Origin of the sequence: Aquirufa rosea, assembly GCF_004118285.1 — a bacterium.
In the GTDB taxonomy this organism is placed as follows: Bacteria; Bacteroidota; Bacteroidia; order Cytophagales; family Spirosomataceae; genus Aquirufa; species Aquirufa rosea.
In genome coordinates this window covers 1-14,655 of the sequence record NZ_SDHY01000002.1, presented here as the reverse complement: position 1 = coordinate 14,655, position 14,655 = coordinate 1, and the positions used below count along the sequence as shown (strand labels likewise).

Annotated in this window: 12 protein-coding genes; 7 read left to right on the top strand and 5 right to left on the bottom strand. The window is 38.1% G+C overall.

Features of this window, described 5'->3' with window-relative positions:
* Window positions 1–44: 44 nt before the first annotated feature.
* The 3 genes from ESB04_RS03075 to ESB04_RS03065 all read left to right on the top strand — a co-directional run bounded on the left by ESB04_RS03075 (window position 45) and on the right by ESB04_RS03065 (window position 3,710).
* A complete protein-coding gene (locus tag ESB04_RS03075; RefSeq protein ID WP_129026174.1) occupies window positions 45–1,178 on the top strand; it encodes an acyltransferase family protein in 1,134 nt (377 codons plus the stop codon).
* Between the two features lie 97 nt (window positions 1,179–1,275).
* A complete protein-coding gene (locus ESB04_RS03070; protein ID WP_129026172.1) occupies window positions 1,276–2,532 on the top strand; it encodes a PQQ-dependent sugar dehydrogenase in 1,257 nt (418 codons plus the stop codon).
* A gap of 71 nt (window positions 2,533–2,603) precedes the next feature.
* Window positions 2,604–3,710, top strand: a complete 1,107-nt coding sequence (locus tag ESB04_RS03065) for a YncE family protein (RefSeq protein WP_205749466.1) — start codon at window positions 2,604–2,606, stop codon at window positions 3,708–3,710.
* On the opposite strand, the gene ESB04_RS03060 is transcribed toward ESB04_RS03065, so the two are convergent.
* Window positions 3,707–6,436: an AsmA family protein gene (locus ESB04_RS03060; protein WP_129026170.1), complete on the bottom strand. Its 2,730-nt coding sequence runs from the start codon at window positions 6,434–6,436 to the stop codon at window positions 3,707–3,709. The genes ESB04_RS03065 and ESB04_RS03060 overlap by 4 nt on opposite strands.
* A gap of 132 nt (window positions 6,437–6,568) precedes the next feature.
* On the opposite strand from ESB04_RS03060, the gene ESB04_RS03055 reads away from it, so the two are divergent.
* The 4 genes from ESB04_RS03055 (at window position 6,569) to ESB04_RS03040 (ending at window position 10,565) form a co-directional block, all read left to right on the top strand.
* The gene (locus ESB04_RS03055; RefSeq protein ID WP_129026168.1) at window positions 6,569–7,396 is read left to right on the top strand and encodes a M48 family metallopeptidase; all 828 of its coding nucleotides are present in this window, start codon (window positions 6,569–6,571) and stop codon (window positions 7,394–7,396) included.
* Between the two features lie 107 nt (window positions 7,397–7,503).
* Window positions 7,504–8,238 (top strand): DUF3575 domain-containing protein, encoded by a 735-nt coding sequence (locus ESB04_RS03050; RefSeq protein ID WP_129026166.1) that lies wholly within the window; start codon window positions 7,504–7,506, stop codon window positions 8,236–8,238.
* Between the two features lie 76 nt (window positions 8,239–8,314).
* Window positions 8,315–9,484, top strand: a complete 1,170-nt coding sequence (locus ESB04_RS03045; protein ID WP_205749465.1) for a sialidase family protein — start codon at window positions 8,315–8,317, stop codon at window positions 9,482–9,484.
* Between the two features lie 13 nt (window positions 9,485–9,497).
* On the top strand, window positions 9,498–10,565 hold the full coding sequence (locus ESB04_RS03040; RefSeq protein WP_129026164.1) for an alkaline phosphatase family protein: 1,068 nt from the start codon (window positions 9,498–9,500) through the stop codon (window positions 10,563–10,565).
* A 70-nt stretch (window positions 10,566–10,635) separates the two neighbouring features.
* Here ESB04_RS03040 and ESB04_RS03035 read toward each other — a convergent pair whose 3' ends face one another.
* From ESB04_RS03035 to ESB04_RS03020, 4 genes are all read right to left on the bottom strand, one after another.
* Complete coding sequence (locus ESB04_RS03035; RefSeq protein ID WP_129026162.1) at window positions 10,636–11,616, bottom strand: PorP/SprF family type IX secretion system membrane protein; 981 nt, start codon at window positions 11,614–11,616, stop codon at window positions 10,636–10,638.
* A 9-nt stretch (window positions 11,617–11,625) separates the two neighbouring features.
* The gene (locus ESB04_RS03030; RefSeq protein WP_164969577.1) at window positions 11,626–12,105 is read right to left on the bottom strand and encodes a gliding motility-associated C-terminal domain-containing protein; all 480 of its coding nucleotides are present in this window, start codon (window positions 12,103–12,105) and stop codon (window positions 11,626–11,628) included.
* Between the two features lie 850 nt (window positions 12,106–12,955).
* Window positions 12,956–13,918, bottom strand: coding sequence for a PorP/SprF family type IX secretion system membrane protein (locus ESB04_RS03025; RefSeq protein ID WP_129026158.1), 963 nt, complete (start codon window positions 13,916–13,918; stop codon window positions 12,956–12,958).
* 27 nt (window positions 13,919–13,945) lie between these two features.
* Window positions 13,946–14,655 (bottom strand): gliding motility-associated C-terminal domain-containing protein (locus tag ESB04_RS03020; protein ID WP_164969576.1); only part of this gene is annotated, 710 nt, incomplete at its 5' end.

Here is a 14,655-nt window from a genome sequence, read left to right as displayed (position 1 = left end):
TATGCTCATTTATATACCTTTGCAAATATTCTAAACCTACCCATATGACTACCTTACCTAATTTAGATCAAACTAGTTTAAGCTCAAATCGTCTCTATTCATTGGATGCCCTAAGGGGCTTCGATATGTTTTGGATCATGGGAGCTGATGAACTTTTTCACACCATGTTTAAGGCGACGAATTCTCCATTTTGGGGTTTCTTTTCGCATCAGTTCTCTCATCCCGAATGGCATGGATTCCGTTTTTACGATTTAATTTTTCCTTTGTTTCTATTCATGGCTGGAGTAGCGACACCATTCTCTTTGGGCAAAGAAATTGAGAAAGGTAAAAACCGAGAACAATTATTGTTCCGTGTCATCAAAAGAGGTCTAATATTAGTTGTTTTAGGGGTTATATATAATAATGGACTTGAGATTAAGCCTTTGGAGGAGATTCGTTTTGGGAGTGTATTAGCGAGAATCGGGCTTGGTTATATGTTTGCGAATATTATTTATTTGTACACGAAAAAGCCAAGTATTCAAGCGATGTGGTTTGGAGGTATTTTGCTCTTTTATTATTTACTATTGAAGTTTAATTCGGCTCCGGGATTTCCTGCGGGAGATTTGAGTCAAGAGGGTAATTTTGCTTCCTACCTAGACCGCTTAGTGATGCCCGGTCGCTTATACCGTGGTAACCATGATCCGGAAGGTTTAACCTCAACTATCCCCGCTATTTCTACGGGTTTATTAGGTATTTTGACCGGCAATTACTTGAGAAATGATGCGAGTGAAGGTATTCAAAAAACGAAGCGCATGGCTATTTTGGGTGCCTTGTTGGTGGTATTGTCCCTTATTTGGAATCTGGATTTCCCGATCAACAAAAATCTTTGGTCTAGTTCATTTGTTCTGTTGGTCGGCGGTATTAGCTTGTTATTATTGTCTTTGTTTTATTACATCATCGACGTCAAAGGCTATCAAAAATGGTCCTTTTTCTTCCGTATTATTGGAATGAACTCTATTTTGATTTACATGTCTGGGGTATTTATTGATTGGGAATATAGCACTGACAGTGTGTTTCATTGGTTGGGGCAGTTGCTAGGAGACCCATTCAATGCGGTAGCCATGGCCATTTGTTATACGGGTATCAAATGGTATTTCCTTTATTTTATGTACCAAAAGAAAGTATTCTTGCGGGTGTAACATTTATATACGTATAGACACAGTTAGGAATTTGTTGTCATTTCTGTAAATTGAAATTTAAAATTAATAACCTATCAATTACCCTATTCCTTTACACATGAAAAACTTTCAATCAAGCATGAGTCAGTTTGCCTTGGCCGTGCTAGCTTTGGGTACACTAATGTCCAATAAGCCCCACACAAAATCTGTTGTGGAAGAGTCGGCCGTTAAAGTGCCTGCAGGATTTAGTACTAAGATTTTAGCTTCCAACCTTGGCGCCACCCGCCACTTGACTGTGGCTGCAAACGGCGATGTCTATGCTAAACTTTCCAAGTTCAAGGATGGTAAAGGCATTGTTCAACTGAAAGATGCTAACAAAGATGGCGTAGCCGATGAAATCAACTATTTTGGTGATTTTGTGGGGACAGGCATTCAAATTCACAACGGTTATTTATATGCATCTTCAAACTCCGGAGTGAATCGATTTAAAATGAACGAAAAGCTTGAGGTGGTAGACAAGGAGCATTATGAAAACATTGTCAGCGGATTAATTGACAAGGGTCGTGATAATGCCAAGCCTTTTGTTTTTGATAAGCAATCCAATATGTATGTGACCATTGGTTCTTGGAACGATGCTTGCCGTGTACCGGGAACTGGTCAAGGAATGGTGCCGTGTACGGTGCTTGATTCAGCGGGAGGTATTTGGAAATTTAAGGCCGAGCAATTAGGACAAAAGTTTCAAGATGGAAAGCGTTATATCACGGGATTAAAGAACGCTGTAGGCCTTACTTGGAATACGAAAACTAATACCTTGTTCGCTACCTCACATGGTCGCGGATTTTTCCATGATTTCTATCCTCAATATTATACGCCTAAACAAAGCGCAGAGATTCCTGCAGAATGTTTGTATGAGATTCATGAGGGAGATGACGCGGGTTGGCCAATTATTTATTATGACCAATTTCAAAACAAGAAAATCTTAGCACCTGAATATGGGGGTGATGGTAAAAAGACAGCCGGCGAAAAATCAATTAACCCTAAAGTAGCATTCCCTGCTCATCTAGGACCTAACGATGTCTTATTTTACACAGGGAATATGTTTCCCGCACGATACAAAAATGGAGCATTTGTGGCCTTTCATGGTCAAAATACGGAAATGAAAAAAGGCTATTTTGTAGCATTTGTACCTTTCGTAAACAATAAGCCTTCCGGTAAGTGGGAGATTTTTGCCGATAATTTTTCTGGGATTGATTTAGCTAAGCCTACAGGTCCAGTGCAGCACCGTCCATGTGGATTGGCACAAGGTCCAGATGGTTCCTTGTATGTAGCAGATGATTTGGGAGGTACCATCTTCAAGATCAGTTACAAAAAATAGATGGAATGATATGATTTAAACCAAATGAGATGGGCGCCCAAATGTTCATCTCATTTTTTTTTGCTAGACAAATGAAAAACGCAAGATTATTTCTACTTTTTATTGGCTGTAGTTTTTTGGCAAGTCAGGTCTTACAGGCTCAACCAAAATCTGCCATCAAACGGTATTTGTATGTGGCTACACCGGGTATTCGGGATTATTTGGGTTATGGCGGGCATGGTATTTTAGTATTTGATATAGATAAGCAACATCGCTTTGTCAAAAGAATTAAAACCCAAGGATTGCATCCCAATGGCAAGCCCTCCAATGTAAAAGGTATAGCGGTCAGCATTCCTTTACAAAGTATTTATGTCAGTACCTTGGAGTCCTTGCAAAGGATTGATTTGACGACTGATCGAATTATTTGGGAATTACCTATGCCGGGAGGTTGTGATCGGATGTCGATTTCTCCTGATGGAAAAACCATGTATTTACCGTCTCTTGAAAAGGATTTCTGGACGGTGCTTGATTGTGAAACGGGGAAAATGATCCAACAAATTAAGGGTTTCAAAAGGGCTCATAATACTTTGTATGGACTATCTGGGAAATATGTCTACTTGGCTGATATTGCAAATCCCTGGTTGTATCAGGTAGATGCACAAAAGCATAGCATTTTACAAAAGGTGGGGCCATTCAGTAATTTTGTGCGTCCATTTACCGTGAATGGCAAGGAAAATCGAGCATTTGTAACGGTAGATAGTTTATTGGGATTTGAAGTAGGAGATATCTCAACGGGTAAACAATTAGCCAGTATTTCGGTAGAGGGTTGGAATAAAGGACCTGTTCGAAGGCATGGTAATCCGAGTCATGGAATTGCCCTGACTCCAGATGAAAGGGAAATTTGGCTTTGTGATGGGTTTAACATGCGCTTACATGTGTTTCAAGCCAATCCTCCCTATCAGCAATTAACCAGCATAACCTTGAAAGATATGCCAGGCTGGATAAGCTTCTCTTTGGATGGTAAATATGCCTATCCTTCTAGTGGAGAGGTGATTGATCCTGTTAGTAGAAAGATCTTATTTCATTTGGAAGACGAACAGCATAATGCTGTTTCCAGCGAAAAATTACTGGAAATAGATTTTCGAGGCAGCAAGGCTATCCGTGCTAGCGACCAATTTGGCAATGGAAAGGTTCGTTAATTTTGACGGGCCTTCTCTATAAGCTCCTGTGCTTTTTTATCAGCCTCTTCCAATAGGGCATCTGCCTTTCTATCAGCTTCTTTTTTGAGCTTTTCAGCTATTTTTTGGGCAGCAATCTTGGCAAATGGATTTTTAGCTTCCTCCACCAATCGGTCGGCATTGGCATAAGCTTCCTGGCGAATTTTTTGAGAAAGTACTACGGCTTCTTTTTTCAAGGCATCTGCCTTTATTTTGGCCTCATCCAATTGCTTATTGAGTTGTTGTTTCGCTTCCTGTTTAACTAATTCTTTTGCTTGGCTTGCCACCAAAACTGGCGCGTTATTTTGTTTTCCATTGACTAAATTGACCTTGAACTGAGGTTTTTGAATGTTTCCACGCACCTGCAACTGCATTTTTAAGGCTTGCTGTAAGTTGGCCAAATCAAGCTTAGGATTTAGCTTCATCAATTGTTGGTTTAAACTAGTTGCTATTCCCGAAGTGAGGGTTTTGGCAGGTATATCAGCTAGAATATTGTATTCTAAACTTTGATCCAGGCCATTGGAGCCGCTGACGTGAAATTTGGTTAGATTACTATTTAGTTCAAAGGGTTTAAACTGTAGTCGGCCTTGCTGAATTTGAAAGTTCAGATGAGTAGGTTTTAGTTCAAGGTTTTTCAGCTGTTCCCAGCGGGTTAAGCTAAGCATCTGATTGAAACTTGGCGATTTTTTTAGATTTAAATTAATCAAATCCATGTTTCCAACCGCTTGGGTACTCATGAGATTAGGGGATAAATCACTATTTAGCGTACCACTGTAAGTAAAGTCCACATGAACTTTTCCTTGCGCAGCGGCGGCGATAGGTGCAAATTTCTGGACTAAACTGAAGTATTTATGGGCCTCTTGAATATCGAGATTATTAATTTTAAAGTCAAACTGGATAACAGGCAAATGCTGCTGCACCTTGCTAAATGTACCCGTAGATTTCCATGAGGCATTAGCTAAATCGAAAGATAAGTTTTTCAAGGAAACCACCTGATCAGCTATTCGAATATCCCCCAGAGCTTGTGTGATGACCAAATCTTTCAATAGTAATTTATCAATCTTAGATCGGAAAGAGAAGTTTATATTTTTCGGAATTTCCCAGTTTGCAATTGTCTTGCTGGATTGATTGGAACTATTCGTTTGCGCTTTAGCATGGCTTATTCCCCAGGCATTTAAGTCGACCAAAGGAGAATTTAATTGTAGTGTACCAATGATTTTTTCATTTTTAAGAAAGTACATCACGTAATTCTCTACATTTCCACTGGCTTCAAATCGGGTATTAGCTAAAGTCCCATGTAGTTTACTGATGTTGATAAATTTGGGACTTATACTGGCAGCTGCCTCATGAATGGCTAAATTTTGTTGGGTTTCACTGATCTTGTAGATAATTTGATGAGCCTTAAAATATCCACTGGCCTTGCCTTTAGACTGCTTAAATTCTTTCACATAACCATCCAATTGGATGTCACTATCCAGGCTTCCACTCATTTGAGTGTTTTTTTGCGGAATGATTTTAGCTATTTCTCCTAGGTTAAGCATCCCTTTCAGACTTGCTTTGATGTATGGATTGGAAATCGGGTTCTTGAATAATAAGCTAGCCCGAAGTGGCTGATGATTCATCATCAATTGTAATTGTTTTAAGTCAACCACCGTATGATCGACCACTCCATCGGGATTGGAAACTTGTAAGTCCAGTTCCATTTGTTTCACACCCACAGGCACTTGGGCATAGCTAAATGCACCTTTAGACACGAGTAATTCCAAGCCAAATCCCGGCATACTTGTATCAGTCATTCGACCCTTTACATAGCCAGATAAAGTAAAGTCTCCTGACGCTGTTAGGTCCTTGAAGGAATTTTGGTAAAGTAATGGAATGAGGGAAAGGAAGTTTTTCAGTGGAGATTTTTGGGATTTAAATTGAATATCTAAATCAATGGAACTGTCAGGCATAACAATTTTAGCGTCAAAATGAACAGGAAGGTCATTTAAGTACAAGTCATTGTTTTTAAAGGCAAATTCCCTCTTGGAAAAATTCATTTCGATGGGGGCCTCTAGTTTGCTTTTAACCTCAGATAAATAGGTTTTTCCTAAATACTCGATGTTTAGTTTCCCCACTTCAGTACTCGTTTGAAGGGTAAAAATATCCTGTGAAAAATTCCCGGAGCCTTCATGGTTCAATTCTAGCAATTGTGTGGAAAAGCCTCTCATTTTATCCGTATAATGAATATCTGAGTTGATCAATTGATAATGTTTTAAGCCAAGATTTATAGCTTTGTTAGTACTAGCGGCTGCTGAAGTTTCGGGTTGGGATTTATAAATGTCCCAATTCATTTTTCCATTAGGGAGAATGATTAAATGTAGTTTTGCTTGATTGATGCTAATATCTTGAATTTCAATTTGATTGTTAAATAGGTATGCTAATGGCGCAATTTCAATACTCAATTGGGGAATACTTGCCAAGGTGTCTTGACTAAATTCTTCATTCCCTAAGATAGAGCTGTTTTCAATTTCAATACTTAGGTTTGGAAAATGTTTGATGAGACTGATAGAAGCGTCATGAAATTGAAAGGTGGCATTAAGTTTTTCATTGGCAATCGATGTAATCATCGCCTTGATCTCCTTTTTGTATAGGAAAGATATTCCTATCGAAAGTAGTACAAATACCAGTATCAAACCCAGCAAGGAATAAAGGATTTTTTTCAACATAATTTGAAGGAAATAGGCGGTGATCTTTTATCTGAATTTGCATTAGCCATCTAATAAATTGGGTAAATCAGTCAGCTTAACTTAAATTTACAAATTATTTCTGTTTGCCAGACTATTAATAATCTGATTTATATGAAACGTTCTATTCGAGTATACGGTATATTAACCTGTGTTTTATTATTTGGAGCTTTATTGGTGATTTCATGCGCACAAAATGCCTTGACTGGAAAGAGCCAGTTATCGTTAGTTTCAGAACAAGAAATTCAAGCTCTTTCATTGACCCAATATCAGGAGTTCTTAAAATCCAGCGTGGTGATTTCCCCAGCCAAAGATGCTCAGGCACAGATGGTACAGCGTGTGGGCAAGAAAATCACTGCGGCGGTGGAGGCTTATTTTGCTGAGAAAAATAATAAGGATTTCTTAAAAGGATATCAATGGGAATATAATTTGGTAAAGAATGATACTACAGTAAATGCTTGGTGTATGCCGGGTGGAAAAATTGTAGTATATACGGGTATTTTGCCAGTTACCAAAAATGAGACGGCATTGGCATTTGTTATGGGACATGAGGTGTCCCATGCTTTATTGCAGCATGGTAATAAGCGCATGAGCGAGTCTATGATTCAAGAGTTGGGCGCATCGGTGCTATCGGCTGCTATTTCTACAAAACCCAAGGAAACACAAAGCATTTTCATGCGTGCCTATGGCATTGGTACAACAGTTGGAATTATGTTGCCATTTTCTCGTGAGCAAGAGTTAGAAGCTGATAAATTTGGTTTACTTTGGGCTGCTAAATCGGGTTATGACCCAACTGAGGCTATGGCATTTTGGGAGCGTATGCAGAAAATTAAGTCGGGAGAAACACCTCCAGAGTTTTTAAGTACTCACCCTTCCGACGCCACAAGAATTCAAAAGATCAAAGAGTATTTGCCTGAGGTAATGAAGTTTTATAAAAAATAGTTTCTTAAAAGCCGCTTATAGAGAAGCTCATTTGAAAACTGTTTACATTGCTGGATGAGATATAAGCCGTATTCCATGTATTTTTAACCGACCATCAATCTACTGAAATGAAAAAAATTATTTGTGTTTTACTTATAATACCTAACCTTCTTTTTGCCCAGAATTCACCCAAAAATAGCTTTAAAGTGAATCTAAGCTCCTTATTATTAAAGAATTACAATTTTACTTATGAAAGAAGTTTGAGTAAACATTGGTCTTTTTCATTAGGCGTTAGAACGATGCCTTTTGGAAATGTGCCATTTGAGCAAAGTATCTCTGAGCAAATTGACGATCAATCCATCAATTTGAAGCGGTTGCAATTGGGTAATACTGCTATCACTCCAGAGATTCGATATTATTTTAGCTCTAAGGGAAATCAAGGCTTTTATGTGGCTCCTTATGGAAGGTATTTGATATATGAGATTACGGCTCCTATTACAGTGGAGGATAAAACAAATGGACAGTTGATTAGTATTGTAGATCGTGATTTTAAAGGTAAAATTACTTCTATGAATGGGGGGCTGATGTTTGGAGTGCAGTATCCAATATGGAAAAACAAAATGGTTTTAGATTTCTGGATTGTCGGAGCTCATTTCGGGACAAGCACTGGTACCCTGACAGCTGAATTTAAGCCAGCTTTAACTCAACAGGAGCAAGATTTATTACAAAGAGAGGTGGATAATTTGGATATTTCTCCGTTTAAGTCGATTGGTAAAGTTTCTGCCAATAATGCTCAAATCAATACTGACGGCCCTTGGGTAGGGGTGCGGGGTCTAGGCCTAAATATAGGTTTTAAGTTTTAAAAGGTGAGTTTTTGTTTCATAACAGGTTCTTAACTTATATTTACCCCCAAGACTTAATTTAAAACCTATTTATCAAATGAAAATTTTATCTTGGGGGCTGTTGCTCATTGTTTTGGCATGTGGTCAAGTAAATTCGCTAGTGGCCCAGGTTCCTGGGCTTATTATTGCTCATAGTGCTTCTGCCAGCGGACAGTACATTGGTTCACCTAGTATTTGTATTCTTGATAATGGTCACTATTTAGCCTCACACGATTTTTTTGGTCCTCAATCAACTGAGCACAGTTCAGCCGTATCTGTCATTTATCTTTCCATAAACAAAGGGAAAAGTTGGCAGAAAATTAGCCAAATTCAGGGTCAATTTTGGTCAAAGCTTTTTCAATTTAGGGGTAAATTGTACCTCATGGGTACCAATAAGCACCATGGAAACACCATCATCCGAAACTCTCCTGATGGAGGTTATACCTGGACAGAGCCAGTGGATGCAAATCATGGGCTCTTATTGGCAGGAGAGTATCATTGTGCACCCATGCCATTTTTGGAGTACAATGGCCGATTGTGGAGAGCCATGGAGGATGCCATGGGTCCCATTAAAAAGTGGGGAAAAAGGTATGGCACATTTATGATGTCTATGCCTCTGGATGCAGATCCTATGTTGGCATCTAGTTGGCGAAAAACTAATGTATTGCCCTATGATTCCACTTATATGGAGAATCATTTTGGAGCATGGATTGAGGGAAATGCAATGGTGGATCGTCAAGGTCAAATGTGGAATATATTGAGGGTAGATAATAAATCTACTATGGATGAATATGCGGCTATGGTAAAAATTAGTGCCGATGGTCAAGTGGCCAGTTTCGATACGCAAACTGGATTTATTCGTTTTCCAGGAGGGGCAAAGAAATTCTCAATTCGCTTTGATTCTGTTTCTAATAAGTATTGGACTATTTCCAATGTAATACCTGAGGAGGTCAAAGCTGTTAATTCGGGTAAAAATCCATCAAGCTTTAGAAATACTTTAGCCTTATGCTGTTCAGATGATTTAAAGAACTGGGAAGTTAAAAAGATTATATTTCAGCATCCAGATCAAGTAAAACATGGTTTTCAATATGTGGATTGGCAATTTCAGGGAAAACATATCGTGATGGCCTGCCGAACAGCTTATGATGATAATATGGGGGGTGCACATAATAATCACGACGCCAATTATCTGACTTTTCATCGGATTAAACGATTCAGAAAACTTTAATTATTGATAAAAGATGACACAATTATGGAAAATAGCCTTCCTGATAATGGTTGGCTTAAGCAGCAGTTTAGCTCAAATAAATTCAGATCAACGGGTGATAGTTATCACTACAGATGGTCTTCGATGGCAAGAGGTTTTTAAGGGCATGGATCTTAGTTTGGCCCAAAATAAACTTTATCATCGAGGGGATAGTTTGGCTATTTTCAATCATTTTTGGGATAATGATGAGTGGGTTCGTAGAAAGAAGTTAATGCCTTTTTTCTGGGGGGAATTGGTTCAGAAGGGTCAAATACATGGTAATAGAACTTTAGGGAATCTAGTAGATGTGGCTAATCCATACTGGTTTTCCTACCCAGGTTATTCTGAATTATTGACAGGGCAAGTAGATACAGCCATTAATTCCAATGAATACAGACCGAATCCCAATACCAATTTTTTCGAATACTTGAATCAATTACCTGCTTTTAAAAATAGGGTGGCTGCATTTGGCGCTTGGGATGCATTTGATCGAATTTTAAATGAAAAAAGGGCGGGTTTTCCTGTCATCAACGGATATGATGTATACCCTGATTTGCACTCTGATCCTCAAATGAAGTTAATTTCTAACATGCTTAGCCAGTCGTATCGAGTTTTTGGCGATGTAGAAAGCCAGGACGTATTTATTCATTTTCAAGCTATGCAGTACTTGAAGACTAAGAAGCCTAAGGCTTTGTACATTTCCTACGGGGAGACAGATGAATTTGCACATGAAGGTGCTTATCAACATTATTTACAGGCGGTGCATCATTTTGATGCTTGGATTAAGGAAATTTGGGATTGGGTGGAGTCAAATCCAGAGTATAAAGGCAAAACAACATTATTAATAACAACGGATCATGGTAGGGGAGATATTCAAAAGGATCAGTGGAAATCGCATGGAAAGAAGGTGCAAGACTCACATGAGATATGGTTTGCGATGATAGGAGCTAAAGTCGATCCTATGGGGGAGGTCAAACAATCGGCCCAAATTTATCAGAAGGATTTAATTCAATTATTAGCCAATAAATTGAAAATACCGTTTAAAAGTCAGCGTATCGAATAGGCCTTGGCTTTAAAACAAGAAGAGCGATTTCAAGGGAATCGCTCTTCTTATTTATTGATGAAAATTTTATTTATTTTGCAGGAGCATCATCTGCAGGAGCGACCACTTCTTTCTTAAAGAAGGAGAATCTTAAGGCAATTTCATGTGTTTGAGTACTTATTTTACTGATATTTGATATCGGTAATTCATATACATATCCCAAATAGATTTTTTTGCTGGCTTGCATACCGAGACGTAAGCCGTAACTGTCTTTATGACGATAGCTCAAACCAACATCCATTTTCTCTTTTATTTGAGCATTCAAGTTGATGTCCCAGCTAAGTGGCACGTCGGCAGCGATTCTAAACAAGGTGCTAGGATATAAATTGATATTATTTCCCAATTTTACTTTGGTACCCATCATGGTGTAAAAATAATCTACGTCCTTATAGGCACCGCTTGCATTACCGAAATCATATTTAAACACACGTGGCTGTGAGAAACTAACAAATAAACCATCTCCTTTACTGAAACGTAATCCCCAACCTGTGTTAAACTTCAATCCTGTGGACATATCTTGAGAAAACAAGGCATCATTGGGATTTACTAAGCGAATGGAAGACCAATTCAAGGATAAATTGGAGAATCCTCCACGAATACCACCCGACATTTTCCATTTTTCATTCAAAGAAACGTGGTAGGCGAAGTCAGCTCCAAAACTAGTGGTTTTAACCGGCCCAGCTTGATCAACCATGGTAACAACTCCCAATCCTTTTTTCTCACCCCATTTGATATTAGCTGTGGCGGCAACTGTCTTTGGCGCACCTTCAATACCAATCCATTGTTGCCTGTTGATGAAAACTACTTCAGAGCTTTCAGTAGAACCGGCATGAGATGGGGTAATAATTTGTGGGTTAAATCGGTATAAGTTATACATACTCTCAATTTGGGCTTGAGAGGTATAACTTACTATGAGCATCCAACCTAAAAGGAGGTAAGCTAAGGCCAGGCGGCCCAAGCTTAGCCTTTTTTGATCTACTCTCAGTTTAATAAATTTATAATTATAGAACATTATATTATTTTACTTTACAGCTAGTCGGTTGATGAGTACATATGTCGAAATATTTTCCTTCTGCCCATAAAAATCAATGACATAATAATAAATGCCATCTGGAAGAAGTTTACTATCGCTACTAGAGTCTGATGTGAGGTATTCTCCGCCCCAATCATTGCTATAGTTTTCTTTCTCAAAAACTAAGTTTCCCCAGCGATTAAAGATGCTTAACTTGTTTTTTAGTCCTGTGATACCCTCAATAACCAATTTATCATTCTTTCCATCTCCATTGGGAGTGATTCCTTGTGGAATAATGTTTAAGTTTTCTAGGTTTTCTGTCCGGAATGTATGTCCATTGTGCTTGGGAATTACAAACTTACCTCTGAGGCTTGAATCTGCAGAAATCGGCAAAGAAATGATGGAATGGATGTTCGAAACTTTAACTTTTGCAGAAACTACCCAAGAATTCATTACTAGCCCAGCTACCATAAAAAATGTCGAGGTCATTTTTATGGATGAGGTGATTAAGAACAATTTTCTAGTAACTATAGAATTCATTTATCAAATGGTAGAACACAACTAATTTCTAAATACCTGGATTTCCTAGGACAATCTGTAAGCGTTAACCAACAAAACAATGTTGGAGAACAAGTTGATTTCTTTAATTCGTGATTAAAGTAGGAAGGACAAGTTTATTCAGATTGAAAATTCTCTGTGGTTTTAGCACAGAATCGCCGAACCGTGGGTTGAGCTGAGAGTAAGATGTTTTCATCATAATTTAGAACATGTAGAACACTGATTACACTGCAATTGTAAATCGTTGATTTATTTATTGCTGAACAAAGGTACCAAGTTACATGAATTTAAAAAATAGAACATAATTATTATTTGTTCTCGATTTTAAATTAAAAACAAAAAAAATCTTTTGCTTTTCTGGGGTGAAAATTGATGAATTTCAGTCGATTATAGAGCATGAATTGCTGAGAATTGTTAAGGGTATACTTATTAAAGCATAGGGTATTTAATTTAAGCTTTTCTTTACAAAAGTTTGATTTTATGCTCAAATCGATGTCTATAATGATATTTTAATTGTGTTTAAGCTCTAAGAAATTAGTAGTTAAATTTTCTTATAGCTATTTGGGCTACCTGATAAATAATACTCGTACTAATTCTTTACATAGATTTTCAATTGCACAATTGTTTACATTTTTTTTAACTAAATGACGGGATTGATGGAAACTGGTTTCTCTGTATAATAGGTATTGAAATACTACTTTAGGAAAAATAAAAAAAGCTAGATCAAAAATTAACCTAGCTTTCCAGTTTTCGTTCTCTAATCTACTGTCTTTAATACTTACTATTTTGTTTCTTCAGTATTTTTCTTGTTGAAGGTAAATCTTAAGCCTATTTCATGTGTCTGAGTGGTAATCTTGCTGATGGCTGAAATTGGTAGTTCATATACATAACCTGCATACAAGTTTTTTGTTGCCTGGAATCCGATTCGGAAGCCATAGCTATCACTTTTGCGATAGCTTACTCCCAAATCAAATCTTTCACGGATACGGCTATTAATGTTAACATCGTAACTCAAAGGAACATCCGTAGCAATTCGGAATAATGCGCTAGGGTATAATGTTACCTGTGATCCAATTCTAACTTTGGTACCTAACATTGAATAGAAATAGTCAACATCCTTATATGCTCCACTTTTGGCACCGAAATCATATTTAAGTACCCTTGGTTGTGATACACTAATAAATAATCCATCTCCCTTGGAGAAACGTACCCCCCAACCTGTGTTGAATTTTAATCCACTAGAGATATCCTCTTGGAAGTTGTCATCACCACCATGTGTTAAGCGAATTGAAGACCATTGGATAGTCATATTGGCGAATCCACCTCTAATACCTCCCGACATCGTCCATTTTTCATTTAAGGATACATGATAAGCGAAATCGGCACTTACTGTGGTTGTTTTAATTGGACCAGCTTGGTCAACAAGTGCTAACACTCCAATTCCTTTATTGACACCCCATTTTTGGTTTAAACTAGCCGCAAAAGTGGTAGGAGCTCCTTCAAAGCCTGCCCATTGGCGGCGGTTAATGACTGTGATGTCCGAAACTTCTGTGGATCCTGCATGGGCAGGAGTAACGATTTGAGGATTGAAACGGTACAAGCTGTACATGGTCTCAATTTGTCCCTTTGACTCGTATGAACAAATGCTAACTAGCATAGCAGCTAATACTCCCATCAACATGCCTTTGATAGGCATGCTGGATGGTTTAGTGCTGTTCGAATTTATATATGGATTCGTATTCATTTTTATTTCTGTTTTCAATGGTGATTATTACTTCACTTTAAGTCTATTAATAAAGATGTATGTTGAAATATTTGGTTTAACACCATAAAAGTCAACGATGTAGTAGTAAACTCCGTCTGGAAGTATACCATCTTTTAGAATAAACGCATTAGTACTTTCACCACCCCAATCGTTTTTGTAGTCTTTGGTTTCGAATACTACCTCACCCCAACGGTTGAATATGGTTAAGGTATTCTTTGTGCCCAAAATGCCTGGGATGATTAACTTGTCATTTTTGCCATCACCATTAGGCGAGATACCTTGTGGGATGAAAGAAGGACAAACATCTGCATCAAGACGATTTGGAATACCATCATTATCACAGTCCGCTAAGCCTCCATAGTCAAGATTGTCTTCCATGCTATCTAAGATTCCATCATTATCCGAATCTGTATCTTGAAAATCAGGAGTACCATCTTTATCTGTATCTAAAGGAGTACCTGGGTTTGGACCAGCTTCCACTCTGTCTAATAGACCATCATTGTCAGAATCAAGATCTCTGAAGTCCGGAGTTCCATCTTTATCTGTATCAATTGGAGTACTTGGATCTTTACCAGCTTCCAGCTTATCTGGAATTGTGTCATTATCTGTGTCAATATCCTGGAAATCTGGCATTCCATCTGAGTCCGTGTCTAGTGGATTATTTGGATTTGGTCCAGCCTCCACCTTGTCAGGTATGGTATCATTGTCTGAATCTA